The organism is Bradyrhizobium sp. SOJA106, from assembly GCF_059448745.1.
In genome coordinates, this window is the sequence record NZ_CM182549.1 from 1,198,986 (window position 1) to 1,225,135 (window position 26,150).

General features: G+C 64.5%; 21 protein-coding genes. 14 read left to right on the forward strand and 7 right to left on the reverse strand.

Annotated elements, in window-relative coordinates; all coding sequences use genetic code 11:
* Positions 1-2,241 (reverse strand): TOMM precursor leader peptide-binding protein, encoded by a 2,241-nt coding sequence (locus AC5V87_RS05595; protein WP_456840980.1) that lies wholly within the window; start codon positions 2,239-2,241, stop codon positions 1-3.
* Positions 2,242-2,710: 469 nt separating this feature from the next.
* Between AC5V87_RS05595 and AC5V87_RS05600 the strand changes: the two genes are divergently transcribed.
* Both AC5V87_RS05600 and AC5V87_RS05605 read left to right on the forward strand, forming a co-directional pair.
* Entirely contained in the window at positions 2,711-3,082 is a 372-nt protein-coding gene (locus tag AC5V87_RS05600; RefSeq protein ID WP_456840979.1) for a hypothetical protein, read from the forward strand.
* Positions 3,079-4,038, forward strand: a complete 960-nt coding sequence (locus tag AC5V87_RS05605; protein WP_495370229.1) for a VOC family protein — start codon at positions 3,079-3,081, stop codon at positions 4,036-4,038. The genes AC5V87_RS05600 and AC5V87_RS05605 overlap by 4 nt, the downstream gene beginning before the upstream one ends.
* A gap of 68 nt (positions 4,039-4,106) precedes the next feature.
* Here the strand turns inward: AC5V87_RS05605 and pyk are convergent, their stop codons facing one another.
* Together pyk and AC5V87_RS05615 are read right to left on the reverse strand one after the other, a co-directional pair.
* On the reverse strand, positions 4,107-5,543 hold the full coding sequence (gene pyk / locus AC5V87_RS05610) for a pyruvate kinase (RefSeq protein ID WP_456840977.1): 1,437 nt from the start codon (positions 5,541-5,543) through the stop codon (positions 4,107-4,109).
* Complete coding sequence (locus AC5V87_RS05615; protein ID WP_495370230.1) at positions 5,540-6,136, reverse strand: DUF1036 domain-containing protein; 597 nt, start codon at positions 6,134-6,136, stop codon at positions 5,540-5,542. The genes pyk and AC5V87_RS05615 overlap by 4 nt, the downstream gene beginning before the upstream one ends.
* A 170-nt stretch (positions 6,137-6,306) precedes the next feature.
* Here AC5V87_RS05615 and AC5V87_RS05620 point away from each other — a divergent pair, with 170 nt between their 5' ends.
* Both AC5V87_RS05620 and AC5V87_RS05625 read left to right on the forward strand, forming a co-directional pair.
* Positions 6,307-6,612: a DUF1244 domain-containing protein gene (locus AC5V87_RS05620; protein ID WP_495370231.1), complete on the forward strand. Its 306-nt coding sequence runs from the start codon at positions 6,307-6,309 to the stop codon at positions 6,610-6,612.
* Between the two features lie 230 nt (positions 6,613-6,842).
* On the forward strand, positions 6,843-7,115 hold the full coding sequence (locus tag AC5V87_RS05625) for a DUF2312 domain-containing protein (protein WP_018641571.1): 273 nt from the start codon (positions 6,843-6,845) through the stop codon (positions 7,113-7,115).
* A 146-nt stretch (positions 7,116-7,261) separates the two neighbouring features.
* Here AC5V87_RS05625 and AC5V87_RS05630 read toward each other — a convergent pair whose 3' ends face one another.
* The 3 genes from AC5V87_RS05630 to AC5V87_RS05640 all read right to left on the reverse strand — a co-directional run bounded on the left by AC5V87_RS05630 (position 7,262) and on the right by AC5V87_RS05640 (position 13,229).
* Positions 7,262-8,893 carry a peptidoglycan L,D-endopeptidase MepK gene (locus AC5V87_RS05630; RefSeq protein WP_495370232.1) on the reverse strand — a complete coding sequence of 544 codons (1,632 nt, stop codon included), beginning with the start codon at positions 8,891-8,893 and terminating at the stop codon, positions 7,262-7,264.
* A gap of 273 nt (positions 8,894-9,166) precedes the next feature.
* On the reverse strand, positions 9,167-11,371 hold the full coding sequence (locus AC5V87_RS05635) for a L,D-transpeptidase family protein (protein ID WP_495370233.1): 2,205 nt from the start codon (positions 11,369-11,371) through the stop codon (positions 9,167-9,169).
* Between the two features lie 361 nt (positions 11,372-11,732).
* The gene (locus tag AC5V87_RS05640) at positions 11,733-13,229 is read right to left on the reverse strand and encodes a sigma-54-dependent transcriptional regulator (protein WP_495370234.1); all 1,497 of its coding nucleotides are present in this window, start codon (positions 13,227-13,229) and stop codon (positions 11,733-11,735) included.
* A gap of 127 nt (positions 13,230-13,356) precedes the next feature.
* Between AC5V87_RS05640 and AC5V87_RS05645 the strand changes: the two genes are divergently transcribed.
* From AC5V87_RS05645 to AC5V87_RS05690, 10 genes are all read left to right on the forward strand, one after another.
* On the forward strand, positions 13,357-15,261 hold the full coding sequence (locus tag AC5V87_RS05645; protein WP_495370235.1) for a M3 family oligoendopeptidase: 1,905 nt from the start codon (positions 13,357-13,359) through the stop codon (positions 15,259-15,261).
* Positions 15,262-15,444: 183 nt separating this feature from the next.
* Positions 15,445-18,432, forward strand: coding sequence for a cell division protein (locus tag AC5V87_RS05650; protein WP_495370236.1), 2,988 nt, complete (start codon positions 15,445-15,447; stop codon positions 18,430-18,432).
* Between the two features lie 140 nt (positions 18,433-18,572).
* On the forward strand, positions 18,573-18,725 hold the full coding sequence (locus AC5V87_RS05655) for an aa3-type cytochrome c oxidase subunit IV (protein ID WP_008136857.1): 153 nt from the start codon (positions 18,573-18,575) through the stop codon (positions 18,723-18,725).
* 145 nt (positions 18,726-18,870) lie between these two features.
* Positions 18,871-19,998 (forward strand): Re/Si-specific NAD(P)(+) transhydrogenase subunit alpha, encoded by a 1,128-nt coding sequence (locus AC5V87_RS05660; RefSeq protein WP_456840969.1) that lies wholly within the window; start codon positions 18,871-18,873, stop codon positions 19,996-19,998.
* A gap of 11 nt (positions 19,999-20,009) precedes the next feature.
* A complete protein-coding gene (locus AC5V87_RS05665) occupies positions 20,010-20,327 on the forward strand; it encodes a proton-translocating transhydrogenase family protein (protein WP_014492434.1) in 318 nt (105 codons plus the stop codon).
* 39 nt (positions 20,328-20,366) lie between these two features.
* On the forward strand, positions 20,367-21,764 hold the full coding sequence (locus tag AC5V87_RS05670; protein WP_456840968.1) for an NAD(P)(+) transhydrogenase (Re/Si-specific) subunit beta: 1,398 nt from the start codon (positions 20,367-20,369) through the stop codon (positions 21,762-21,764).
* 223 nt (positions 21,765-21,987) lie between these two features.
* Complete coding sequence (locus AC5V87_RS05675) at positions 21,988-22,794, forward strand: alpha/beta hydrolase (protein WP_495370237.1); 807 nt, start codon at positions 21,988-21,990, stop codon at positions 22,792-22,794.
* A 55-nt stretch (positions 22,795-22,849) separates the two neighbouring features.
* Positions 22,850-23,947 carry a calcium:cation antiporter gene (locus AC5V87_RS05680; RefSeq protein ID WP_495370238.1) on the forward strand — a complete coding sequence of 366 codons (1,098 nt, stop codon included), beginning with the start codon at positions 22,850-22,852 and terminating at the stop codon, positions 23,945-23,947.
* Positions 23,948-23,974: 27 nt separating this feature from the next.
* Positions 23,975-24,259, forward strand: coding sequence for a cupin domain-containing protein (locus AC5V87_RS05685; protein ID WP_495370239.1), 285 nt, complete (start codon positions 23,975-23,977; stop codon positions 24,257-24,259).
* Between the two features lie 94 nt (positions 24,260-24,353).
* Complete coding sequence (locus AC5V87_RS05690; RefSeq protein ID WP_495370240.1) at positions 24,354-25,253, forward strand: hypothetical protein; 900 nt, start codon at positions 24,354-24,356, stop codon at positions 25,251-25,253.
* 27 nt (positions 25,254-25,280) lie between these two features.
* Here the strand turns inward: AC5V87_RS05690 and AC5V87_RS05695 are convergent, their stop codons facing one another.
* Positions 25,281-25,931 (reverse strand): tetratricopeptide repeat protein, encoded by a 651-nt coding sequence (locus AC5V87_RS05695; RefSeq protein ID WP_495370241.1) that lies wholly within the window; start codon positions 25,929-25,931, stop codon positions 25,281-25,283.
* Between the last annotated feature and the right edge of the window lie 219 nt (positions 25,932-26,150).

Sequence of the window (26,150 nt, forward strand, 5' to 3'; positions counted from 1 at the left end):
TCAAGTGTGCGGCAGGAACGGGGTCAGCTCGCTTTCCAGGCGCGGGCGATCCAGTAGCCCAAGCTTCACCGGCACATCGTAGAGCCGGCCGGGTCCGAAGCGACGATAGAAATGCCGCAAGCCCGGGACGAGCACTCTGACGACGGGGACCTCGACGTCCGGCCGTGTCTGGTCGAGCACGAGGAAGTCGTATCCGGCGCGGACCGCGATCTCGACGCAGGCATTGACCTGGTCGCGCGTATTGTCGTGAAGCTGGATGTCGGGCGCCGGCGGGACGACCGGGTTGTCGCTCGGGATCAGAAACGGATAGTCCTCGAGCCGCAGGGGCGTGATACCGTCGAGCGACGGCTTCTCGCCGCTTCCGCCGCCCATCAAGCCAATCGACATGAATTGGGTCAGCTCGGTGAGCGAGCGCAGCAGGGCGATGCGGCGATCGAAATGCGCGCCGGACCCGAACTCGATGTTCTCGTGCCCATTTTGCATCCAGTGCATGATCGCAACATAGGAGGGAATGCCGAGATCGCTGGTGATGTCGAGGACCCAGAGCCGGCGTCCAGCATCGGCAAACTGGCGCTGCAGATCCCGTACGTAGGAATCCTCGAATTGCGTGAGATCGACTGCCGCACGTTGCACGCGATTGTACCACCAGATCGCATAGGCATCGCGTTCGACCAGCTCAAGAAAGCCCTGAACGATGGCTTCCTCGCGCGTGTTACCGGCCGCGCATCCGTTCGAATCCGTGTGGAAGCCGCCATAGAAGAAATACAAGAGGCCAGTCGGAAGATATTTGAAACGCTTGTCGCGCAGCGACCAGACCGGTGACCATTCGGTCCTCGTCGAGGGATCGAACGGCTCGGGGACCGGATGTGAATCGTCAGGCAGAGGGACATGCCTGTTCTGGAACTGCAGGTCGCTGAAGAATTGGACGTCGTTGGGCAGCAGCGCGTCGCCGGGAGCGAAGTCGGCGAAGCGTCGCGTCGCCCTGATCTCGTCACCCTGGAAAATGCCGGAGTAGCGCTCGATCGCTTCCATCAGCGCGCTGGCCTCGCCCTGCTCGGCCGTGGAGCCCTTGCCAAAACTGCCGCCGCTCAGGCCGGACCTGAGTTGGTCGACATTCCACGCCGGCGCAGAGAAATTGTGGTAGGCGAAGAAATTGGTGTTCATCGGCAGATCGACCTCGATCCGCTCGAGCCTGGACACCACGCCGGTCAACGGACTGACGTGTTTGCGGAATCGCGCCACAGTGGCTCGCGACGTCACGGTCCGGTATCCCCCGCTGGTCATGACGAGACGTTTGCCTTCGGCAATCTCGATCGGCGCTGCTGCTCGCCGCGGATTCCTCAGTTTCTTGCTGCCACAGGTCCGGCATTGCGGACGTTTCGCAACGTAGTGCTTGGCGATCGCGGCCCCGGTGAGGTCGACGCTTGCAATGTGGTCGCTGAGATCAGTACGAAATCCGGTGGCGATCGCCTTCGCGATTTCAATGGCAGCGAAGTGGACCGCGGTCTGCCCGACACTGTTGTTGACCAGGGGCGATGTTGCAATCGCTTGCGCCGCTCCACGGTCGAGAAATCCCTTGATCTCGCGATTGCGGATCATGCGATCGTGCAGGCAGGTCCAGCAGGCGCTTTCGCCCGGCTTGAACACCGGTCCCACCAATGGAAACACGCCGGAGGGCTGGACCAGCAGCCAGGGCGTCCCGTCAGCCACGCGTTCCTCGTTCAACTCGGCGAGCCTCGGTTCGAGGTAGTCGTTCACAAGCGTGACGATGAGCTTGGGCGACCGCCTGGTGATTTGGACGCCAAGCTTGGTCAACGCCGCGCTCAGTTCGCTGGCACCGCTGACGTCGACCGATTCCACCCGCACTGGCCAGTTGCGCAGGTTCTGTTCGGCGATTTCGGCGGGCAAGCCGATGCTTGCCCAGTATCCATCAATGGGGCTCGCGCGCGATGCTTCGCTGACGACGTAGCGACGCTCCAGCAGGCGCCTGATCGCTTCCTCGATCTCGGTCACGGGAAAATTCTTCGAGAGCTGGCGGATGATATCCTGGCCAGCACGGCCATTCTTTCCGATCGCGCTCGCGATTGCGCAATAGAGATCTCCGTGCAGGAAGAACTTGCGGTTCTCTGAATAGAGACAGACCACATTGGGAGGAAGCAGATAGGCGGTGAAGTTTGGCGCGAAACGCAAGATGTTCTTGCGCGGCGGCTTCGCGGTGCGGCTCTTTCGCTTGACTGTCATCGGGGCCGTACGCTGATCCTGTTTCCGCCATGTTCGATCGTCGGTGTACGACGAACGCCTTGCTGGCCCGACTTGTGTCGAGCACCACCGGATTGATTGATATGAGTTGGAACACACTCGCTCGCCATGGGCAAGCCGAGCAGGGAGGCGAAGCGAACGCGGTCGCCGCAAAAGCAAATTGGCCGAGTCGCGTGCGAGCCCGGCCAACGAAATTGCATCATGCCGATGTTGAGTCAGATGCTCAAGCCTAGCACCAGCGGCAGCGCCCCCATGATGCGCAGCATCCTGTGCAAGCTACCACTGGCCACGGCAGGCCGATCCAGCCAATGCCGCAGCCGCCACAACCACCACAGCCACCACAACCGATGCCGCAGCGACAGGCTCGGCAACCTGCGCAACCTCTGCAGCCACCACATCCTCTGCAGCCTCCGCAGCCGTGACAACCGCCGCATCCTCGGGCCAGCAGCACATGGCTCAATTCTTTTTTGTCGTAGGCCAGATGAAAAGTGGCGAGGCTGACATCGGCGAGTTCTTCCTCGCTGAGCGCCGTGTACCGACCGGAATTGGAGTTCGGGCTTTGTTGAACCTCGCCTGTCGGCAAAGCGGACGCTGCCGCGCTTCCCGCCAGCGAAAACGTCAGTCCGGCGAGGCCCAGCGCCGGCATTGCGGATTTGGTCTTTCTGTTCTTTTTCGAAGCCTGTCTCGTCCGCCGCATGGCCGCATCCTCCAGGGCTTCAAGTCCGTTCTTCGCGGAATGATCCTACGCCGAGCAAAAGGGGCGAGCAAGATTCGCGGATACACAAAATGGTATGAGCCCATTCGCACGCATTCATCTTCATGAACGACATCGCGGCAGTTTTTCGTCGATATCGATGGACGGCCGTGATGCGGTGCGCAATCGTGAGCGTGCTCAACGGAGAAGCGAACTTGGCCGATCAATTTGGACGCTTCGTTTGGTATGAGCTTCTGACGACGGATGTGCCGTCGGCAGCTGCTTTCTACGCGGAAATTGTCGGCTGGACCGTGAAGGATGCGTCGAGTCCGGAACTTGCCTACACGCTGCTGACCGCGGGTGCTGCTCCGGTCGTCGGGCTCATGGATCTTCCCGAGGAGGGGTTGCGGATGGGGGCAACGCCGAGATGGCTGGGCTATGTCGGCGTGGATGACATGGATGCGACGGTCGCGCAGATCCTCCAACTCGGAGGCGCCATCCTGGTATCTCCGACCGACAGCAATATCGGCCGCATTTCGGTGGTCGCCGATCCGCAAGGGGCGACGTTTGCGTTGGTCACACGGCTGGCATTTGGCCAGGCGCAAACAAGCGGGTCGGATCAGCCCGGGCGCGTGGGCTGGCATGAGTTGCTGGCCGAAGACCGACGCACGGTCTTTCCATTTTACGGCAAGCTGCTCGGCTGGCGACAAGTCGCATCCGACGTGGATCCGGCAAGCGTGTATGATTTGTTTTCGGCGGCCGGGCAGACGATCGGCGGCATGCTCACCAAGCTACCGAGCGTATCGCACGCCTGTTGGCTTCATTACTTCAATGTCGAGGACATCGGCGCCGCGGCCCGGCGGGTCATGACCGGCGGCGGGCGGGTCCTTCAGCAGCCGATCGAGTTGCCCGATGGCGGCTGGATCGTGCGATGTGTCGATCCCCAAGGCGCCCTGTTTGCGCTGCAGGGCGCTTGGGATCAAAAGGGCGTCGAGAGATCCTCCAGCTCGGAAGTCAGCTGGTCCTCCCAATGGGGCAGCATTGCTTCACGGGGCAGGATGGTGATCCCCAAGACCAAGCGCTGAAGCGCAACCAGCCGGCTACTGTGCATGGGGTTGTTTTCACGGTTTTGGTCAGCAGCCGGCCGGCCGCCTCAGATATTGGCCTCGCCCTCGGGCCCGACCGAGGCGATGCGGACCATGTTGGTGGTGCCAGGAATGCCAAGCGGCACGCCGGCGACGATGATGACGCGCTGGCCGCCGCGGACGAACCCGTCGCGGAACGCGATCTGACCGGCGCGGCTCACCATGTCGTCCTGGTCGCGCGCGTCCTCCGCCACCACGCAGTGCACGCCCCAGACCACGGCAAGCCGGCGGCCGGCGGTGATGTTGGGCGTGATCGCCACGATCGGCGGCTTCGGCCGCTCGCGCGCCACGCGCACCGCGGTCGAGCCCGAGCTGGTCCAGCAGATCAGGGCCGGCAGGTCGAGCGTCTCGGCGATTTGCCGGGCGGCGTCCGCAATGGCATCGCCCGCGGTGGCTTCGGGGGAGGGGCGCTGGGCGGCGACCACGGAGCGATAGGTCGGGTCGCGCTCGACCTCCTCGCCGATGCGGTTCATGGTCGAGACCGCCTCGACCGGGAATTTGCCGGCGGCCGATTCCGCCGACAGCATGATGGCGTCGGCGCCCTCATAGACGGCGGTGGCGACGTCGGAGACTTCGGCGCGGGTCGGCACCGGCGCCTGGATCATCGATTCCAGCATCTGGGTCGCGATCACCACCGGCTTGCCGGCGCGGCGCGCCATCCGCGTCATCTGCTTCTGCAGGCTCGGCACGCGCTCCAGCGGCAGTTCGACGCCGAGATCGCCGCGCGCCACCATCAGCGCGTCGGAGGCCTCGATGATGTCGGCGAGGCGATCGATCGCCTGCGGCTTCTCGATCTTGGCCATCACCGCGGCGCGGCCGCGAATCATCTTCTTGGCTTCGATCACGTCATCGGCGCGTTGCACGAAGGACAGCGCGATCCAGTCGACGCCGGTGACCAAAGCGGCCTCCAGGTCGGCCTTGTCCTTCGAGGTCATCGCCGAGACCGGCAGGTCGGTGTCGGGCAGGCTGACGCCCTTGCGGTCGGACATCTTGCCGCCGACCACGACACGCGTCACCGCGTGCTCCTTCGAGGTTTCCTCCGCGATCAGACGCACCTTGCCGTCGTCGAGCAGCAGCGCATGGCCGGGCCGCAGCGCCGCCAGGATCTCGGGGTGGGGAAGGTTGACGCGCGTCGCATCGCCCGGCGTCTTGTCGGAATCGAGCGTGAAGGTCTGGCCGTTCTGGAGCTGCACCGCGCCTTCGGCGAAGGCGCCGAGCCGCAGTTTGGGTCCCTGCAGGTCGACCAGGATGCCGATCGGCCGGCCGTAGCTGCTCTCGACCTTGCGGATCGTCGCCACGAGCTCGCGCATCTTGTCATGCGGGGTGTGGCTCATGTTGATGCGGAAGATGTCGGCGCCGGCCTCGAACAGGCGGCGGATCATCGCGAGGTCCGACGAGGCAGGTCCGAGGGTTGCGAGAATCTTGATACGGCGAAGACGCCTCATGGCTTACTTCCAGATGGGGGCGGGGGAGCTGGCGCGAGGCCAGGCGCGGCGGGGGGCGTACCACCGGGCGGACTATTGGGCAAACCGGGCACCCCGCCCGGGCCGACCGGGCCTGGCAGGCCGGGCACGCGCTGCTGCTGTGACGGCTGCTCGTTGGCGTCGGTGAGCTGCACCGTCCAGGCCCGCTGCTCGCCGGTATCGACCTCGAAATAGCCGGTCCGGTCATAGCCCCGTGCGAGGCAATCCTCGGTGCCGCGGATGGTGAATTCCTTGTCCCGCGAGCACATGAAGGCCTGGCCCGACCATTCGCCGCCGCGGTCATAGTCGATGGCGTAGATGTAATAGTAGCGGGCGACCAGCGTGCCCCGCAGCAGGGTCTCGCAGGAGCGGGAGGAGATGTTCCACCAACCCTCAGTGGTCCAGCCCTCGGCATCCTTGTAGCCGAGCGCAATGCCAACCCGGCTCGAAGTGTTGTTGCAGAGGCGGAAATCAGCGGCGGCCGGGCTTGCCGAAAGACACAATAGGCCAACCGCCAGCACCGGGACCAACCGGGCGAGCAGGCGAAGGGGGGAGCGGGAAGATTCGGCGATCATTGTCGCGGAACGTATACCAGATGATTGACGATTTGGCGTAGGGCCGGGGGAACCGCCCGTCAGGCCCCTGGGCTCGTGTGAGCCGCGATATGGCAAAATCTGTGACAGGACCCACCTGATCCCGTAAGGGTGACCCGATCAGGGGTCAGAGCCAATTCAGGGATCCAGCCATGGCCATCGACGACAAAACCAGAACGGAGCTCGAGGCGGCCGCTTTCCGCCGCCTGATCGGTCATTTGCGTGAACGGACCGACGTCCAGAACATCGACCTGATGAATCTGGCCGGCTTCTGCCGCAACTGCCTGTCGAACTGGCTCAAGGACGCCGCCGACGCCCAAGGCGTCGCGATGAGCAAGGACGAGAGCCGTGAGGCCATCTACGGCATGCCCTATGAGACCTGGAAGTCGAAGTACCAGGGGACGGCCACGCCCGAGCAGATCGACGCGATGAAGAAGGTTCATCCCCACGGCCACTGACTCTGTGTCCGTCATTCCGGAGCGGTCCGCAGGACCGAACCCGGAATCTCGAACTTCCGGGTTCGATGCTTCGCATCGCCCCGGAATGACCGTGTCATCTCCTGTGGGCGCGCTGTGGACGAGCGCGATGCTTGCTTGAACGCTGGGAGTGCGAACCCTAAGGGTTTTGCCAGCACGCGCGGTGGATGCCGGCGTCACCTCGTTTTGCCAGTTCCATTGGGAGTACCAAGATGGCCACCTCCGCCGCCGTCCGCGACGACGAACCCGCGACGAAATTTGCCAAGGACCAGCTCAAATCCATCATCGAGCGCATCGAGCGGCTGGAGGAAGAGAAGAAGGCGATCTCCGACGATATCCGCGACGTCTATGCCGAGAGCAAGGGCAACGGCTACGACGTCAAGGCGCTGCGTACCATCGTGCGCCTGCGCAAGCAGGACCCGAACGAGCGCGCCGAGGCCGAGACCATTCTCGAGACCTACATGCAGGCGTTGGGCATGCTGTGAGGCGTTTCGCCTCGAGTACGAACTGCCCTAGCCCCGGATGGAGCGCAGCGAAATCCGGGGTCTCGCGCAGCACCGCATCATCGTCCCGGATTGCGCTTCGCACCGTCCGGGCTAGGAAACCGAGCTCTTGGAAATCGTCGTGACGCTCAGCGCAGCGCCGCCGTGCGCACGACGAACGACGTCGTCTCGAGCTTGGCGGTGGCGCTGCCGGTAAAGCTGTCGCAGGACAGGCCCTGCATCGGGTCGTCGACAAAGCCCATCGCGATCACGGTCTGCGGCTTGACGAAATAGCTGCGCAGCGCGGCCATATCGAGCTCGCCCATCAGCGTCACTGACATCGTGCGGCTGGCGCTCGGCGACAGCATCACGATCTTGAGCCAGATGCTCTCGCCCTTTGCCGCGGAGAGCCGGGTCGCGGTGGCGACCAGGCCGTCGACGCTCTTGCCGACCACACTGTTGATCTCGGTGGCGGGCGCGGCGCTGCGCGAGGCGGGACGGGTGGAGCGCGGGATCGGCGCCGAGGCGGCAACCACGTTGGCGCGATCGACCGGGGAGGCCGCCGGCGCGTAAGCCAGCGCCTGAAGCGTTGTGTTGGAGACGCTCGCGGTTGGCTGCGGATCGGTCGCAGCCGCAAGCGCCTGGCGGGCCTTCAACGCCGCCACTTGCGCCGGGGTTGCCTGCTGCGGCGTAGCCGGGATGTCATCCCAGAAGCCGCGGGCATTGATGATATCGGCCGGCGTCTCGGGCTTGACGTCGGCAGATTTGCCGGCTGCGGGCTTGTCAGCCACCGGCGCGGGCTTCGGCTTGGGCGGCGCGACCAGCTGCGCATCGGCAGAGGCGAGCTGGAGGGTGGCTGCGACCTGCGGCGGCTTGGCGCGCGGCGTCGGCACCGGATCGGCGGGCTTGGCTGCGGCGGCGACCACGGTCGGTGCCGCGGACTTGGCGGTCGGGGCGGGTGCGCCCTCGTCGTCCTCTTCGGTGCTGGTGGCGGCCGGCGCCGATTTGCTCTTGAACAGGGCGGCAAAGAAGTTCGGCTTGCTGCCGGACTCATCGCCGCTGCCGCGGCGCTCGATCTCGGCCTTGGCGAGCTCATAGCCCTTCAGCGGCACGCCGTCGGTCGGCAGATGCACCGTCTTTCCGTCCGGGAAGACGCGGGCGAGCTGGTCATGCGTCATGCGCGGCCAGTGCCGGATGCTGCCGGTGTCCAGATGCACGAAGGGCGAGCCGGAGGTCGGATAGAAGCCGACGCCGCCGCGCTGCAGGCGCAGGCCGGCGAAGCGGATCTGCTCCAGCGGCACGCCGGGGATGTAGAAGTCCATCGCATGCCCCAGCATGTGCTGGCTGAAGCGCGCCACGCCGGAGGAGCGGCGGCGGAGCATGGCGTTGGTGGCGGGGGAGCGGTAGGAGGAGATGATCTGGATCGGCTGCTTGCCCTCGACGTCGCGATACACTTCCCAGAGGATGTCGAAGAGGTGACGGTCCATCACCGTCTCGTCCTGGGTGCGCCAGTCGCGCAGGAAATGGTTGAGCGTCTTCAGCGCCGCTTCGTCGTAGCGGCCGTCGCGCTTGAAGGTGATGGTGAGGTCTTCGCCGGAATGAGTGTGGTGGAACGAGAGCGTCTTGGTCTCGTTCAGCGCGGTGGCGTTGTGGACCGAGCCCGCGGCGGCAAGCAGCAGCACGGAAGCGAGGCCGATCCGGGATCCGGCCTTCACTCCCGCATGGGACAACGACAGCACAGCGAATTGGCGTGCGAGACCAGTCAGCACGTATGAGCCCACCCAGTCGACGAGCGTTCAAAATGGACTCTCCCGCCAACCCCGTTAGCGCGCGAAAGAGGATGAACGCTTTCTTAAAGCGAGAAGGTTAATTCGAGGTTGACCTTCCCGCCCCCAAACCAAGTCAGAATACGAACCTAAACGGTTGACTGTGGCAAAAAAACGCCCGGTGCCCGCATGCAGGTTGCACAAGGGTTAACGCTAAGCGGCCCCGTCTCTGAGACGGGGCCGCTGATTTCATTGCACAATTTCTGGAAGTGAGGCGCCGGGCCGGGCTCAGCGGGTAAACACCCGCTGCGGCCGGCGGCCGACCGGAGCCGGCGGCGGGGTCGGTGGACCGAACAGACGCTCGAAGAAGTTCGGACCCGACGAGCCGAAGCCGCCGCCATTGTTGGCGACCGCCACGCCCGAGGGCAGCGTGGTCGCCGGGCGCGAATAGCTCGGCTGGGAGTGCGCGACGACGTTCTCAAGATCCTTGCCGCGGCCGTTCTTCAGGATGTTGAGCATGGTCGCGTCGCGGCCATAGACGTCCTTGCGGAATTGCAGCTTGCCGGCCTCGTCCACGAACGCGGTCTGATAGGTCATGTTGACCGGGATCGGGATGGGGAATTTCAGGTCGATCTCGCTCTTGCCGTACATGCTGCGCACGCGCTCGGGCGTGTACTTTTCATTGGGCATGGCGATGTTGAGCAGCACGGAGGCGTACTGATCCGGGTACTGCACGCGCATGCAGCCATGGCTGAAGGCACGGTCTTCCTTGGCGAACAGGTGCTTGTCCGGCGTGTCGTGCTGATACACCAGGAACTTGTTTGGGAAGTTGAAGCGGATGCGGCCGAGCGCATTGGCTTCACCGGGCGGCTGCGAGATGTGCACCGAGCCGTCGCGGTTCTGTTCGAGCTTGAGGCCCATGCGCTGGAGCACGGTCGGGTCCTGCTGAAGCGCCGGCAGATATTCGTTGTAGACGATCGACGGCGGCACGTTCCAGGTCGGGTTGACCGTGATGTACTTCATCGTCTCGGTCAGCAGCGGCGTTGCGTGCTGGCCCGGCTTGCCGGTGACGACGCGGGTGGTCCAGATCTGCTGGCCGTGCTGCATCACCTTCAGCGTGTAGTCGGGGATGTTGAGGATGACATAGGCGTCGCCCAGCGCGGGCACGCCAAGGTCGCGCGGCAGCCAGCGCCAGCGCTCCATGTTCACCAGCACCACGTCGATCTGCTTGTCGCGCTTCGGCGTGTTGAGCGCCTTGACCGTCTTGTCATCGAGGATGCCGGTCGGCTTCATCTCGGCGCCGTTCTGGAATTTGCGCACGGCTTCGGCGACGGTGGCGTCGTAGCGGGTGTCGCTGGCGTTCTCGGTGATGCCGAGCTTGGCGCGCAGCTGCGGCACGCGCGGATCTTCCACGACGATCTCGGCCTGCTTCTTGCCGGCCGGGGTGTATTTCAGGGCCGGACCGTCGGCGATCTCGATCACAGGGCCGTTGCCCTGGCCGCGCAGCTCCGCGAGCTTGGCCTTCAGCTCCTTGTAGAGCTTCTGCGGTGGGTTGTAGCTGTCGAGCGCCGCGGACGCGTCCGCCGCGGTCGTGACCTTCGTGAGCACCTCGCCCGGGTCGACCGGATGCTCGGGATAAAGGATGTCGGCGCTGACCTGCGACCAATGCATGCGGCCGCTCTGCGCCTGGCGCGCATAGTCGAACATGCTGGCGGTGAGCTTCAGCTCGGCATCGGCGAGCGCATCGGGCGTCGTCGCGGCAGCGAAATCCGGCACCGGATAGTCGGCTGGATTGAGGCCGTCGGACGCCGCGTCCTTCAGCCGCGCGATCACCCCCTTGGCCGCAGCGGTCAGGCTGCCGCCTTGCGTCCATACCGGCGCGAAGTCGCGCGCGCCGTAGAACTTCTCGACGGCTGCGCGCTCGTTCTTGCGATCGAAATGGCGCGAGGCCTTGGCGCCGATGAGGTCCTTGAGCCTGTCGGCGACCGGCTGGTCGGCGGCGGGCACGTTGCTGGCGGCCTTCACGGGCTCGGGGGCCGGAGCCGCTGCGGCAGCGGGCGCGGCCGGCGTTGCCGTCGCGGTATCGGCCTTGGCAGGTTCGGTCTTCGCAGGCTCGCTCTGCGCAGGTTCTGTTTTTGCGGTCTCGCTCTTCGGCGCCTCGGGCGCGGGCGTGGTGGCGAGGTCGGCAGGCTTGGTCTCGACCTTCTCCGCGGCTGGTGCGGGAGCGGCTTCGGCCTTCATTGGCTCCTTGCCTGGTTCCTTCGCGGAGTCCTGAACCGTGGCCGTGGTATCGAGCTTGATGTCGGCGGCGGTCGGGGGTGGGACGTTTGCGGGCTCGGGACGCGGGATCGCGGCTTCGATCGCGAGCTCGGCAGCGCTGCTGCGCGCCTGATCCTGCGCCAAGGCCGAGCTGGCCGACACCGTGAGGAATGTCGCCGCGACCGTGATCAAGACACGGTCAAAGCCTGCACGGTGGTTCAAACAGTCACGCATTGTGTCGCACCCCTCGGGTGAACTGTTCCGCGTGGAACAGCTTCGTTGTCGTCCAAATGAGCTTCGGCTAGACCGCGCCGGCCTCGCGAAAGTTGCACGCCTGCACGCAACGACTCCTGAGCAGAGACTCCTACGCAGACGATACACAGGCCCCGGTTTTGCAGCCAGCGCTCCCCGGGGGCAACTCACCACAAACTGACTTCAGGGAGGCCTGTTTGCAACGGATTGTGCGCCCCCGCGGCGCGCTTTTCCCTGTGTCTGTCACTTCCAGGTCACGGTTCGGATCGCTGGCGAATTTTGACGTATTTCAACGGCTTGCGGCGGCCTCGCCAGCTCAGGCGAACCTCCGTTCGCATCAGGTTCAATGCGTCTCCTCGCCGCTTTTGCCGCCATGACCGGGAACCCCGGCCTCGTCGAGTTTGCGGTAGAGGGTGGAGCGGCCGATTTTGAGGCGGCGGGCCACCTCGGACATCTGCCCGCGGTAATGCGAGATCGCGAAGCGGATGATCTCGTTCTCCATGTCCTCCAGCGCGCGGACGTCCCCGGTCGCGGTCAACATGGAGAGCGAACCAGCCAAGGGCAGGGGCGCGATCGGTATTTCGCTACCCGATACCACTGGGGCCGCCGCCACCGGCTCCAGCATCAGCGGGGCGGTCGGGATCTCCGTTGCGGGATGCGGCTGCGTGCTGAGCAGCGGAAAGTCGCCAAGACCGAGCTGGTCGCCGTCGCTCATGACCACGGCGCGGTAGACCGCGTTTTCGAGCTGGCGGATGTTGCCGGGCCAATCGAGCTGGGAGAGGTGGGCCACGGTCTCGCCGCTGATGCCGGTGATCGGGCGGTTCTCCTCGGCCGCAAAGCGCGCCAGGAAATGCCGAAGCAGATGCGGAATGTCCTCGCGCCGGGCGCGCAGCGAAGGGATCGTCAGCGGCAGCACGTGGAGGCGGTAGAACAGGTCTTCGCGGAAATGGCCCTGCTTCACCCGCTCCAGCAGCTTGCGGTTGGTCGCCGAGATGATGCGGACGTCCACCTTCAGCGGCTTGCGGCCGCCGACCGCCTCGACCGCGCCTTCCTGCAGCGCGCGCAGCAGCTTGACCTGCGCGGTCAGCGGCAGCTCGCTGACCTCGTCCAAGAACAGCGTGCCGCCATGGGCTTCGACGAACTTGCCGGTGTGCCGTTCGGTGGCGCCGGTGAAGGCGCCCTTCTCGTGGCCGAACAGGATGGACTCGACGAGATTGTCGGGGATCGCGCCGCAATTGACCGCGACGAACGGCTTGGCCTTGCGCTCGCCGCTGCCATGGATGGCGCGCGCGAACATTTCCTTGCCGACGCCGGATTCGCCCTCGATCAGCACTGGGATCGAGGAGCCTGCCGCCTTCTGGGCGGCGCGCATGACCGGTGCCATTGCTTCGGCGCGGGTGATGATGTCGGAGAAGGTTAGCCGGCCCTCGCGGCTGTGGCGGATGCGCTGCAATTCGCCTTTGAGCGCGCTGGTGTTGAGCGCGTTGCGAAGTGAGACCTGGAGCCGCTCCACGCCGACGGGCTTGACGACGAAATCGGCCGCGCCGGCGCGCATCGCCGAGATGACGTTGTCGATGCCGCCATGGGCGGTCTGCACGATGACGGGGGTGCTGAGGCCGGCGTCGCGAATCTTCGCCAGTACGCCCATGCCGTCGAGGCCGGGCATCACGAGATCGAGGATGACGGCGTCGATGGGCGGCGCGTCGGGGGCGGTGAGGGTGGCGATCGCGGCGTCGCCGGAATCGACGACCACCGTTTCGTAGCCGCATTTCTGCACCATGTTCTCGACCAGACGGCGGGCTACAGCGTCGTCGTCGGCGATCAAAATACAGGCAGCCATGGTGTTCCCCGCACGCTACTACTATTTGTCTCGAATCGGGTCACTCTGGCCGAAGCCGATTAACGCACTCTTAAACCTTGATGCCCCCGCTCGCCGTCGCGATTGTTGAACACAGGTTTCCCTCACAATGAATTCGCGCTCCAAATCCGCCTCGAAGAAGTCTGCTCTCAAAAAGCCCGCCGCCAAGCCAGCACTCCGCAAGCCAAGCACCAAGAAATCTGCCGCCAAGGCAAAACCCTCCAAAGCCGCGAGCAAGACCGGCAGGCTTCCCGAGTGGAACCTCGCCGATCTCTATTCCGGGATCGATGCGCCGGAAGTGGCGCGCGATCTCGAAAAGATGGATGCCGATTGCGTCGCGTTCGAGACCGACTACAAGGGCAGGCTCGCGACAGGGACAGCAAACGAAGATGGCGGAAAATGGCTCGCCGTAGCCGTCCGACGCTATGAGGCGATCGACGATCTCGCTGGCCGGCTCGGCTCTTATGCCGGCCTCGTGCACGCCGGCGACAGCGTTGATCCCAAGATTTCAAAGTTTTACGGCGATGTGTCGGAGCGGCTGACGGCGGCGTCCACGCATCTGCTGTTCTTCGCGCTCGAGCTCAATCGTATCGATGACGATATTTTGAACCGCGCGATGCAAGCGCCGGAGCTGGCGCATTACCGTCCCTGGATCGAGGATCTGCGCAAGGAGAAGCCGTATCAGCTCGACGACAAGCTCGAGCAGCTGTTCCTGGAGAAGGCGCAGACCGGCTATTCCGCCTTCAACCGGCTGTTCGACCAGACCATCTCCGGCCTGCGCTTCAAGGTCGGCGCCAAAGAGCTCGCGATCGAGCCGACGCTCAATCTGTTGCAGGACCGCGACGGCTTAAAGCGCAAGGCTGCCGCGGAAGCGCTGGCAAAGACCTTCAAGGCCAATGAGCGCACCTTTGCGCTGATCACCAACACGCTCGCCAAGGACAAGGACATCTCCGATCGCTGGCGCGGCTTTCAGGACGTTGCGGATTCCCGCCACCTGAACAACCGCGTCGAGCGCGAGGTGGTGGATGCGCTGGTCGCCTCGGTGCGCGCGGCCTATCCGAAGCTGTCGCATCGTTATTACGCGCTGAAGGCGAAGTGGTTCGGCAAGAAGCGGCTCGCCTATTGGGACCGCAACGCTCCGCTGCCCTTTGCCGCAACCGACGTGATCGGCTGGCCGGATGCGCGCAAGATGGTGCTGACGGCCTATCGGGGCTTCTCGCCGAAAATGGCCGATATCGCTGAGCGCTTTTTCACCGACCGCTGGATCGATGCGCCGGTGCGCCCGGGCAAGGTGCCGGGCGCGTTCTCGCATCCGACCACGCCGTCGGCGCATCCTTACGTGCTCATGAACTACCAGGGCAAGCCGCGCGACGTGATGACGCTCGCCCATGAGCTCGGCCATGGCGTGCACCAGGTGCTGGCGGCCAAGAACGGCGCGCTGATGGCGCCGACGCCGCTGACGCTGGCGGAGACCGCGAGCGTGTTTGGCGAGATGCTGACCTTCCGGCGGCTGCTCGCGCAGACCAAGAGCGCAAAGCAGCGCCAGGCCCTGCTCGCCGGCAAGGTCGAGGACATGATCAACACGGTGGTGCGGCAGATCGCGTTCTATTCCTTCGAGCGCGCGGTCCACACCGAGCGCAAGAACGGCGAGCTCACCGCGACGCGGCTCGGCGAGATCTGGCTGTCGGTGCAGGGCGAGAGCCTCGGGCCCGCCATCGAGATCAAGGCGGGCTACGAGAACTACTGGATGTACATCCCGCACTTCATCCATTCGCCGTTCTACGTCTACGCCTACGCCTTCGGGGATTGCCTGGTGAATTCGCTCTACGCCGTCTACGAGCACGCGGCCGAAGGTTTTGCCGAGCGGTATCTCGACATGCTCGCTGCCGGCGGCACCAAGCATTATTCCGAGCTGCTGCGGCCATTCGGGCTAGATGCCAAGGATCCCAAATTCTGGGACGGCGGCCTCTCGGTCATCGCCGGCATGATCGACGAGCTGGAGGCGATGGGCTGAGGCGGCGGCGTTGCCGCGGGTTCCAACGGCCTGGGCCGAGACCTGGTCTCGCGGCTTCCCCCAACATTTTGCTACGTGGGATTGAACGTTGGCGCAAACCGCCAGACTAACTCAAGAGATATTGCGAAATTGCTTTTCAACTATTGATTGTCGATTGGTCGATTTTTGCCTGGTGAGGCACCCATGCTCGATCAAGGACCTGCCGCGCCGACTCCGGAGTCGAAAAACGCTGCCGCGATCGAGCAGGAAATTCCCTGGTGCGAGAAGCACCATCAGATCGTCCGCGACGAAATTGCGGCGATCAACACCCGGCGTGAGCCAGATCGGCGAATCGATCCCGATCGCCTTGAAAGCTGCCAGTTGCTCGACGTTACCGGGCTCGCATTGTCCGGCGGCGGCATCCGCTCGTCGGCCCTGTGCCTCGGCGTGCTGCAGGCGTTGAACCACCACAATTTGATCGGGCGGATCGACTATCTCTCCACGGTATCGGGCGGCGGCTATATCGGCACCTCTCTCAGCGCCACCATGACGGCTGCGCGGCGATTTGTATTCGGCGAGAGGCCGGTCGGTGGAACCGTCACGGCCGCCGAGATCAGCGACACGCCTTCGGTCGGACATCTCCGCAACTATTCCAACTATCTGATCCCGGCCGGGGCCCGCGATCTTCTCACTGGAATTGCAATCGTCGTGCGCGGGCTGGTCGCCAATGTCGGCCTGACGTTACCCGTCGTGCTGCTCTTGGCCGCCGTGACCGTGTGGTCGACGCCGCTGCGGAGCTGCCTGACGGATGCCAATGTCTTTGGTGTCAGCCTCAGCAACAGAAAGCTGTGCGAGTTGTACAATTTCGGCAGCGTCGATCGCTATGGTTTCAGCACGTTCGGCGCCGCGATTGCCCTGGTCATGTTCCTTTGCAGCGGGCTTGCCTATTTCGCATTGCGCTCTGTCCGCGGCAGCGGGCCCAGCGTCGTGCTCGCTTACGTTGGCGGGATCGCGTTGTTGCTGGGTGTTGCCTGCGATTTCGCGCGCCTCCTCCAGGTCCGACATTTTGCGCTGACGCTCGCGATCGCCATCCTCGGGGCCGTGCTGTTTTTCGGATGGGCTCTCAAGCAGTCACTCGCAAGCCCGCAGAATCGGCAGGAGTTCCGTTCCCATTGGCCGAGCGTGGGGGCGACCTTCCTGGTGCTGCTGGCAGTGATCGCCTTCTTCGAATTTCAGCCCTTCATGCTGGAGCAGATGTTCGATGTCGCCGAGAGCGCCGCAATCGGTGGACCGGCCGCCGGTGTTGCGATCGTCTGGATCAAGTCGCTGGCGGCCGCGGCTGCGCCAATTGGTGTTTTCGTCACCGCATTCAGGCAGCAATTCGCAGAACTGTTGAAGGGAAACGGCGCATCCTCGCAGCGCAGCTCGCTGATCCTCAAGATCGTCGCCAAGGTCGCGCTATGGATTGCGGGCCTCGCGCTTCCGCTCGTCGTCTGGGTCGCATACCTCTATCTGTCCTATTGGGGCATCTCCAACGACTTGTTCGAGAAATGTCCGGCGGGTCTGGGGGCAGCCTCGCAAAGAGAATGCCTGGCGAATGCCAAGTCGAACGTTCCCTCCGGCAACCTCGCCGGCAGGATCCAGTTCGATGCCGGCAAGGGCACATTGTCCGCCGAGATTACGCCGAAGGCCGCGCCGCCGGTCGTCGACGACACCGAGCGGTTGACGCCGACCTGGCACACGCCTGCTTGGCTTGAATTCCTGGCCGAAAAAGTCGGACCCGTGGTCCAGGTCCGTTTTCCCGATCTGTTCAAGGGCGAGGCTTCGGAACTCGCCTATTCCTACAGTCTGCCGAAGGTGATCCTCTACACGTTTGCCGGCATCGTCCTGTTCGCCATCTCGTTCCTGCTGACGCCAAATGCGAATTCGCTGCACCGGCTCTATCGCGATCGTCTGAGCAAGGCGTTCCTGTTCGACCCGACACGGTCGGCCGACGGGGGCGTCGCGCGCGCCGAAGCGAGCCTCGATCAGGGGCGCGATTTCCGGGCGCTCGATCGCATGAAGCTGACGGATCTCTATGCAGTTCCGGCCGAGGCGGCGCGAATTCCGGGGCTGCCGGCCACGCCGAAGCTGCACGCGCCCTATCAGCTCATCAACACGGCACTCAATATCCAGGGTTCGGACTTTGCCAACCGGCGTGGCCGCAACGCGGACTTCTTCCTGTTCTCCGCGCTGAATGTCGGCAGCGAGGCCACAGGCTATGCGCCCACCCGTCTCGTCCAGGACGATGAGCAAAGTCTCGACCTCGCGACCGCAATGGCGATTTCCGGCGCCGCGGCTTCCTCGAACATGGGGTCGAGTTCGATCAAGTCACTGACGCCGACGCTTGCGCTCCTCAACGTACGGCTCGGCTACTGGCTGAAGAATCCGCGCTACGTCGACGAGCGTGTGCGGCCGCAACGCCGTTCCACGCCGCTCTATTTCTGGTCCGAAATCTCAGGGCGCCTGTACGAGAACAGCGACAGCGTCTACCTCACGGATGGCGGCCACATCGAAAATCTCGGCGTCTACGAACTGCTGCGCCGGCGCTGCAGGCTGATCATCGCGGTCGACGCAGAAGCCGATGCGCCGATGAATTTCGGCTCCCTGATGACGTTGCAGCGCTATGCCCGCATCGATCTCGGGGTGCGGATCGACCTGCCGTGGATGCCGATTCGCGAGCGCACGCGTAAGCTCATGGCCCGCAATGCCGCCAAGGCAGGCGATCCCGCGGCGGCCGACGATCATGACGAGATGGTGCAAGACCACGTGCACGTCGCCATCGGCACCATCGACTATGGAGGCGATGAAAGAGGCTATCTCGTCTACATCAAGTCCTCGCTCAATGGCGACGAGAACGACTATATTCGCGATTACGCGCGCCGAAACGACCGTTTCCCCCACGAGACCACGGGCGACCAGTTCTTCTCTGAAGAGCAGTTCGAGGTCTACCGCGCGCTCGGTTTCCACATGGCTCATGGTTTCCTCTCCGGTGACAATCCGGTGGCGGTCGGGTCCGGCGTCGCGCCGCGGACGGCCCGGTTCACCGCGGCGGGCGAGCCCGCCGTCGATGCGGTGCGCGAGGCGCTTGGTCTCGCGGTGCTGCAGCGGCGTACGGCGAGCGTCGCCGCCACGATGATCGATCAGGGTTGAGCCGCACGAGAGCCGGATTCGCGGCAATCGGAATTCCAAATGACCTGATTTGCGGCAAAACCGCGCCTGCCTGCCGTTGCCCTGCCGGAAGGTTTGCGGTATCCCAGCCCAATATTTCGGCTCTCGACTGGGGACAATCCATGGCTGACCATAGCGAAGTGGCGTACACCACCGCCGACGGCAACGACTACGTTGCCCACGAGCAGACCTATGAGGGCTTCATCAAGCTCGTGAAATACGGCACGGCGTCGGTCGCGCTCATCGTGATCCTGATGGCGATCTTCCTGACCTGATCTGATCGATCTGGCGGCTGCCTGCGTCTGCGGCGGCAGCTGCCTACAATATTTGCATCCAAGCCGGTTCTAAAACCGGTAACGAACGTTGCGGGAGTAACGCTGTTTTTTTGTGCGTGCGCTGTCCCGCGCCGCCGGAGGGACTATGAAGATCGCCGTTGCCAAGGAAATCGATCCGTCGGAGCCGCGCGTCGCCGCTTCGCCTGATACGGTGAAGAAATTCAAGGCGCTGGGCGCCGAGGTCGCGGTCGAGCCAGGTGCCGGCCTCAAATCGGGCCTCCCGGATTCCGAATTCACCGCCGTCGGCGCCACCGTCAGCGCTGATGCGCTGAAGGATGCCGACATCATCATCAAGGTGAAGCGCCCTGAGGCGTCCGAGCTTGCGCAGTACAAGCGCGGCGCGCTCGTCATCGCCATCATGGATCCCTATGGCAACGAGGCTGCACTGAAGGCGATGGCCGATGCCGGCGTCGCCGCCTTCGCCATGGAATTGATGCCGCGCATCACCCGGGCGCAGGTGATGGATGTGCTGTCCTCGCAGGCGAACCTTGCCGGCTACCGCGCCGTCATCGAGGGCGCCGAAGCCTTCGGCCGCGCCTTTCCCATGATGATGACCGCGGCCGGCACCGTGCCTGCCGCAAAAGTATTCGTGATGGGCGTCGGCGTCGCCGGCCTCCAGGCGATCGCGACCGCGCGCCGTCTCGGTGCCGTCGTGACCGCGACCGACGTTCGTCCCGCGACGAAGGAGCAGGTGGAATCGCTTGGCGCGAAGTTCCTCGCCGTCGAGGACGAGGAGTTCAAGAACGCGCAGACCGCCGGCGGCTACGCCAAGGAAATGTCGAAAGAGTATCAGGCCAAGCAGGCCGCGCTCACCGCCGAGCACATCAAGAAGCAGGACATCGTGATCACCACCGCGCTGATCCCAGGCCGGCCGGCGCCGAAGCTCGTCAGTGCCGACATGGTCAAGTCGATGAAGCCCGGCTCGGTGCTGGTCGACCTCGCCGTCGAGCGCGGCGGCAATGTCGAGGGCGCCAAGCCCGGCGAGGTCGTCGACCTCGATGGCATCAAGATCGTCGGCTACACCAACGTCGCCGGCCGCGTCGCGGCCTCGGCCTCCAGCCTCTATGCCCGCAATCTGTTCTCCTTCATCGAGACCATGGTCGACAAGAAGGAGAAGAAGCTCGCCGTCAACTGGGACGACGAGCTCGTCAAGGCCACCGCCCTCACCAAGGACGGCGCGGTGATCCACCCGAACTTCCAGCCGAAGGTTTAAGGAGACCCGTCATGGAGCATGCAGCACAGGTCGTCGACCCCTTCATCTTCCGGCTGTCGATCTTCGTCCTCGCCGTCTTCGTCGGCTATTTCGTGGTCTGGTCGGTGACGCCGGCGCTGCACACGCCGCTGATGAGCGTCACCAACGCGATCTCCTCGGTGATCGTGGTCGGTGCGCTGCTCGCCGGCGGCGTCGCCAATGTTTCGAGCGGTTCGGGCTGGGCACGCGCCTTCGGCTTCGTGGCGCTGATCTTTGCCTGCATCAACATCTTCGGCGGCTTCCTTGTCACCCAGCGCATGCTGGCGATGTACAAGAAGAAGTCGAAGTAAGCGGCCACCTCGGGCTGATGGGATCAATGGGGACCTGAGATGAGCGCCAACCTCTCTGCATTTCTGTATCTCGTGGCGGGAGTGCTGTTCATCCTGTCGCTGCGCGGGCTGTCGAGCCCAGCTTCGTCGCGCCAGGGCAATCTGTTCGGCATGATCGGCATGGCGATCGCGGTCGCCACCACGCTTGCCAATCATCCGCCGGCAGACGGCCTCGCCTGGGTGCTGGTGATCGTCGGCATCGCGATCGGCGCCGCGATCGGCGCGGTGATCGCCCGTCGCGTGCCGATGACCTCGATGCCGGAGCTGGTCGCCGCGTTCCACTCGCTGGTCGGCATGGCCGCGGTGCTGGTCGCCGCCGGCGCGTTCTATGCGCCCGAGGCTTTCGATATCGGTACGCCCGGCAATATCCATACCCAGAGCCTCGTCGAAATGTCGCTCGGCGTTGCCATCGGCGCGCTGACATTCACCGGCTCGGTCATCGCGTTCCTGAAACTGTCGGCGCGGATGAGCGGCGCTCCGATCATCCTGCCGGCCCGCCACGTGATCAACGTCGTGCTCGCAGTGGCGCTGGTCGCCTGTATCGTCGGCCTCGTCGTCACCGGCAGCGCCGTGTTCTTCTGGCTCAACGTCATCCTGGCGCTTCTGCTCGGCGTGCTCATGATCATCCCGATCGGCGGCGCCGACATGCCGGTCGTGATCTCGATGCTGAACTCCTACTCGGGCTGGGCGGCGGCCGGCATCGGCTTCACGCTGGGCAATTCCGCGCTGATCATCACCGGCGCGCTTGTGGGCTCAAGCGGCGCGATCCTGTCCTACATCATGTGCCACGCGATGAACCGGTCCTTCATCTCGGTCATCCTCGGCGGCTTCGGTGGCGAGACGGCCGCTGCCGGCGGCGGCACGGGCGAGCAGAAGCCCGCCAAGCTCGGCTCGGCGGATGATGCCGCCTTCATCATGAAGAACGCCTCCAAGGTCATTATCGTGCCCGGCTACGGCATGGCGGTGGCGCAGGCCCAGCACGCGCTGCGCGAGATGGCCGACATCCTGAAGAAGGAAGGCGTCGAGGTGAAATACGCCATTCACCCGGTCGCAGGCCGCATGCCCGGCCACATGAACGTGCTGCTGGCCGAAGCCAACGTTCCCTACGACGAGGTGTTCGAGCTCGAGGACATCAACTCCGAGTTCGCACAGGCCGACATCGCCTTCGTGATCGGCGCCAACGACGTCACCAACCCGGCGGCCGAGGAGGACAAGTCCTCGCCGATCTACGGCATGCCCGTGCTTCAGGTCTGGAAGGCCGGCACCGTGATGTTCATCAAGCGCTCGCTGGCGTCGGGCTATGCCGGCATCGACAATCCGCTGTTTTATCGCGACAACACCATGATGCTGCTCGGCGACGCCAAGAAGGTCACCGAGAACATCGTCAAGGCGATGTAAGGCAAGAGGATGTGAGGCTGCGGCGATGGCCTTGAACCGGGAGTGGCATCGCCTTCATCGCATGCCGCTCCGGGCGAGGCGCGAGCGGCGGATCCGGTGGCACGTCGCGCACGCACAAGCCTGTGCGTGTCGCGGCATTCCCGCCAGCATCAAGTCCGACGTCGAGAAGCTGGTCGAGCCTCGGCGCGGCAAATAGCAGGGCAGGTCTGGATTGCGCATCGCGATGACAATCCTGAAATGGATCCTGATCGTCAGCGCCGTTCTCTATCTGATCGGACTGGCCGTGCTGTTCTTCAGGCAGCGCGAGATGCTGTTTCCGATCCCGCCGGTCGGCCGCACCGCGCCTGCCGCCGCCGGCCTCCCCGAGGCCGAGGAGCATGTTCTGACCACCGCCGATGGCGAGAAGGTCATCGTCTGGCACGTGCCGGCCAAACCCGGACGTCCCGTGGTGCTGTTCTTCCACGGCAATGGCGATTTCCTCGCCGGCCGCGTCGCCCGCTTCAAGGCGATCACCGCTGACGGTACCGGCCTCGTGGCGCTTTCGTTTCGCGGTTACGCCGGCTCGACGGGATCTCCGAGCGAGCAGGGCCTGCTGCAGGACGCCGCAGCCGCTTACGCGTTCACCGCGCAGCGTTACAGCGCCGATCGTATCATCGCCTGGGGCTTTTCGCTCGGCAGCGGCGTGGCGGTGCCCATCGCGGCCGAACATCCCGTCAGCAAGCTGATCCTGGAGGCGCCCTACAGCTCGACGGTGGATGTCGCCGGCTCGATGTTCCGCTTCGTGCCAGTCAGTCTGCTCATGCGGGATCAGTTCCGTTCCGACCAGCACATCGCACATGTCACGGCGCGTCTGCTGATCATGCATGGCACTAACGATCCCGCGATCCCGATCGCCTTCGGCGAGCGTCTGTTCGCGCTGGCCCAGGAGCCGAAAAAATTCGTCCGCTTTCCGGGGGGCGGCCGCGAAAACCTGGATGACTTCGGCGCGATGCAGACGGCGCGGCAATTCATCAACGCTCCCGGAGGCTGACGGCGGCGATTGCATGTCGCATAATCCTGTCGATGGACATGGGGGACACGACGACATGAGCGCACACGGACCGATGCCGCGGTCGGCCTGGCTGTTTCCCGCACTGGCGGTGCTGCTCTTCCTGATTGTCACCGCAACTGGCTACGGCTTCACCGTTTCGGCCGGCGGGATCGTGTTTGCGATCGTCCTGCTGGTGATCCTGTTCGGGACCGTGTTCGCAGCCGTGCATCACTCCGAAGTGATAGCGGAGCGGATCGGCGAGCCTTACGGGACGCTGCTCCTGACGCTTGCGGTAACCATCATCGAGGTCGCGCTGATCACCACGATCATGCTCGGCGACAAGCCTGCGCCGGAGCTCGCGCGCGACACCGTGTTCGCGGTGGTGATGATCGTCTGCAACGGGCTGGTCGGCCTCTGCGTTCTGATTGGGGGACTGCGCTACCGCGAGCAGGGGTTTCAGGTCTCCGGGGCCAACGTCTATCTCAGCGTCCTGTTCGTGCTGGCGACCATGACCCTGATCATGCCGAACTATACGCTGACGACGCCGGGACCGGTCTTTTCGGCGCTCCAGCTCGGCTTCGTCGACCTCGTGACGATCGTTCTCTATGGCGTGTTTCTCTACACCCAGATGGTGCTCCACCGGGACTATTTCGTGCACGAGTCAGAGGGCGGCGAGGGTGGCGCTGGCCATCTCTCGGCAAACATGCTGGCGCTCAGCATCGTGCTGCTGCTGATCTCTCTCGGCGCCGTGGTGTTGCTCGCCAAGAAGTTTTCGGTGGTGGTCGATGCCGTCGCCGCCATGATCGGCGCGCCGCCGGCCTTTGCCGGCCTCGTGGTCGCGCTCCTGATCCTGATGCCGGAGGGCGTCTCGGCGATCGCGGCGGCGCGCAAGAACGACCTCCAAAAGAGCATCAATCTGGCGCTCGGTTCCTCGCTTGCAACGATCGGCCTGACCATCCCGGCGGTCGGGATCGCCACCTATGCGCTCGACCAGCCGCTCGTGCTGGGCCTCAACCCCCAGAACACGGTGCTGCTGTTCCTGACATTCTTGTTGAGCATGCTGACCTTCGGCACCGGCAGGACCAACGTCCTGTTTGGGCTGGTCCATATGGTCGTATTTGCCGTCTACGTGTTCATGGTGTTCGTGCCCTGAAGCGCCACGCCCCAAAAAGAGGTTCCGATGCTACCCGCCAGCTCCGAGGTTCAGGTCGACAATGAAGAGGTCCGGGTGACCGAGTGGCGGCTTGCGCCTGGCACCGCCACCGGGCATCACACCCATGGCATGGACTACGTCATTGTTCCCGTCGTGGCGGGGGAGATGACCATCGTGGCGTCCAATGGCGAGCGGTCCAAGGCGCAGCTTGCGGCGGGAAAATCCTACTTTCGCAAGGCCGGCGTTCAACATGACGTACTTAACGAAACCTCAACCGAGATCGTGTTCCTTGAGATCGAGCTGAAGCCGTAAGGCTGGCATAACCATTTGCCATCGATCTGTCGCAGTTGATCCCTTACAATGCCCCAAAGTTCCCGCATCAGATCGCGCGGGGAGTGGCCGAGAAATGCTGAAATACCTCGCTAAAATCTCGATGGATATTTTCCCCTCGGTGCTCGCGACGATCATCGGGGCCTACATCGTTAATCATTACATCAATGCCAAGCCGGCCGACGCCCCTGCGGCCGTGGTCGCCCCCGCCGACGCCGCCAAGAGCGGCAAGCCCGCCGACGTCGCCAATGTCCCGGCGCCCGGTGTCAAGGCCAAGGGTGTCTCCGAGAAGAGCGTCTCCGACAAGGCCGCGGCCGAGAAGCCCGCCGACAAGTCCGAAACCAAGGCTGCGGACACCAAGGCTGCGGATGTTGCCCCCGCCGAGACCGCTTCGCACGCTCGCCCTCCCGCCCGTGAGAAAGCGGCCGCCAAGTTGCCGCCGGCAGCTTCTGCTCCGGCCGCACCGGTGGCGGAGGCCAATTCGGCACCGGCATCCCCGGCCGCGACGCCCGATGCCAACGATCTGGCGCGCGCCGCCATCGAGCGCCTGCGCAAGTCGCCTGAAGGCAGGGCTGCCGAGGCGAAGGCTGCCGAGACCAAGCCGGTCGAAAGAGCGCCGGAGCCTGCGATGCGAGACGCCGCCCGTGCCCCGGAGGCCCCCCGTGTCGTGACGGCGGAGCCGTCTGCGGTCCGTCCGTTGCCACCGCCGATCACGGTGTCCACGCCGTCCCCCGAGGCGTACGGCAATGGCACCTCGTCGCCGTCCTACACGGCCTCGGTCGGCAATGACGATCCGAATCGAATCACGCCCCCGGCTGACATTCCCGTTCCGGTGATCGCACCGCCGCTCGACCTGCGTGCCGACGCCGGCGCGTCCATGCCGCCGCAGAAGAAGACCAATGTCGCCGACGAGATGCTGTCCGGCATGAAGTCGATGTTCCACGCCGTTCTGCCGAAGAGCGGGACCCCCGATTAAGACGGCGCCTGCGCGGCGCCAAGAGCGTCAGCCGCCGACGCGGGCAAGACCGCTGCGGGCGGCATCGTCGCGCGGTCGAAGAGCAACCGCCTTGTTGTACGATGCCGCCGCCTTGGATTTGTCGCCGAGCCGCTCATAGGCCTGACCCCGGGCGATCCAGACGTGGGCATTGTGCGGATCGGCCTCGGAGGCCTCGTCGAGGTCGGCCGCGGCCTCCTTGAATTTGCCGAGCGCGAGATAGCTGTTGGCGCGGCCGAGCAGCGGCTCGGCCTTCTGCGGGTTGAGCCCGCTCGCGGCGCTGAAATCGGCGATGGCGAAGTCGTGCTGGTTATTGCCCTGATAGATCAGGGCGCGGCCATAGAGCGCCTGCGTATTGTAGGGATCGAGCCCGACCGCGCGATTGAACTCGTCGAGCGCCGACGCCGTCTCGCCTGACTTGGCGAGGGATTGGGCCTTCGCCGTATGGGCCTGAGCTTCGGTGACGTTGCCGGCGCTGACCGCGCTCTCGGCAGCGGCGGCCGCCTTGGGCGCCTCCTGCGGCTTGTCCTTCTCCGGCATCAACGATCCCAGGTCGAAAGAGCATCCGCACAGCGCAACTCCCATCAAAGTCAGCGCGAGCGGCTGCTGCCAGATCTGGCGGAGCCGCGCCAAGCCGCGCTCGGGGAAAGGGAAGGCCATCTACCGTTCGCTCGCGCTAGAACAGGATCCGGAAAAGTGTGCAGCACTCTTCCGAAAAGATCATGCTCGAACAACAATCCAAAGCGCGATGACGATTTATCCCGATCTCGTCGCGCGCCAGTGCCGCATCGGTAGCGCCCTGTCCCAGCAAGGCACCGCTCACAAAACAATAACGCGGGCCGGAGGCCCGCGTCATCGAAAACTGAGATCTTACACGTT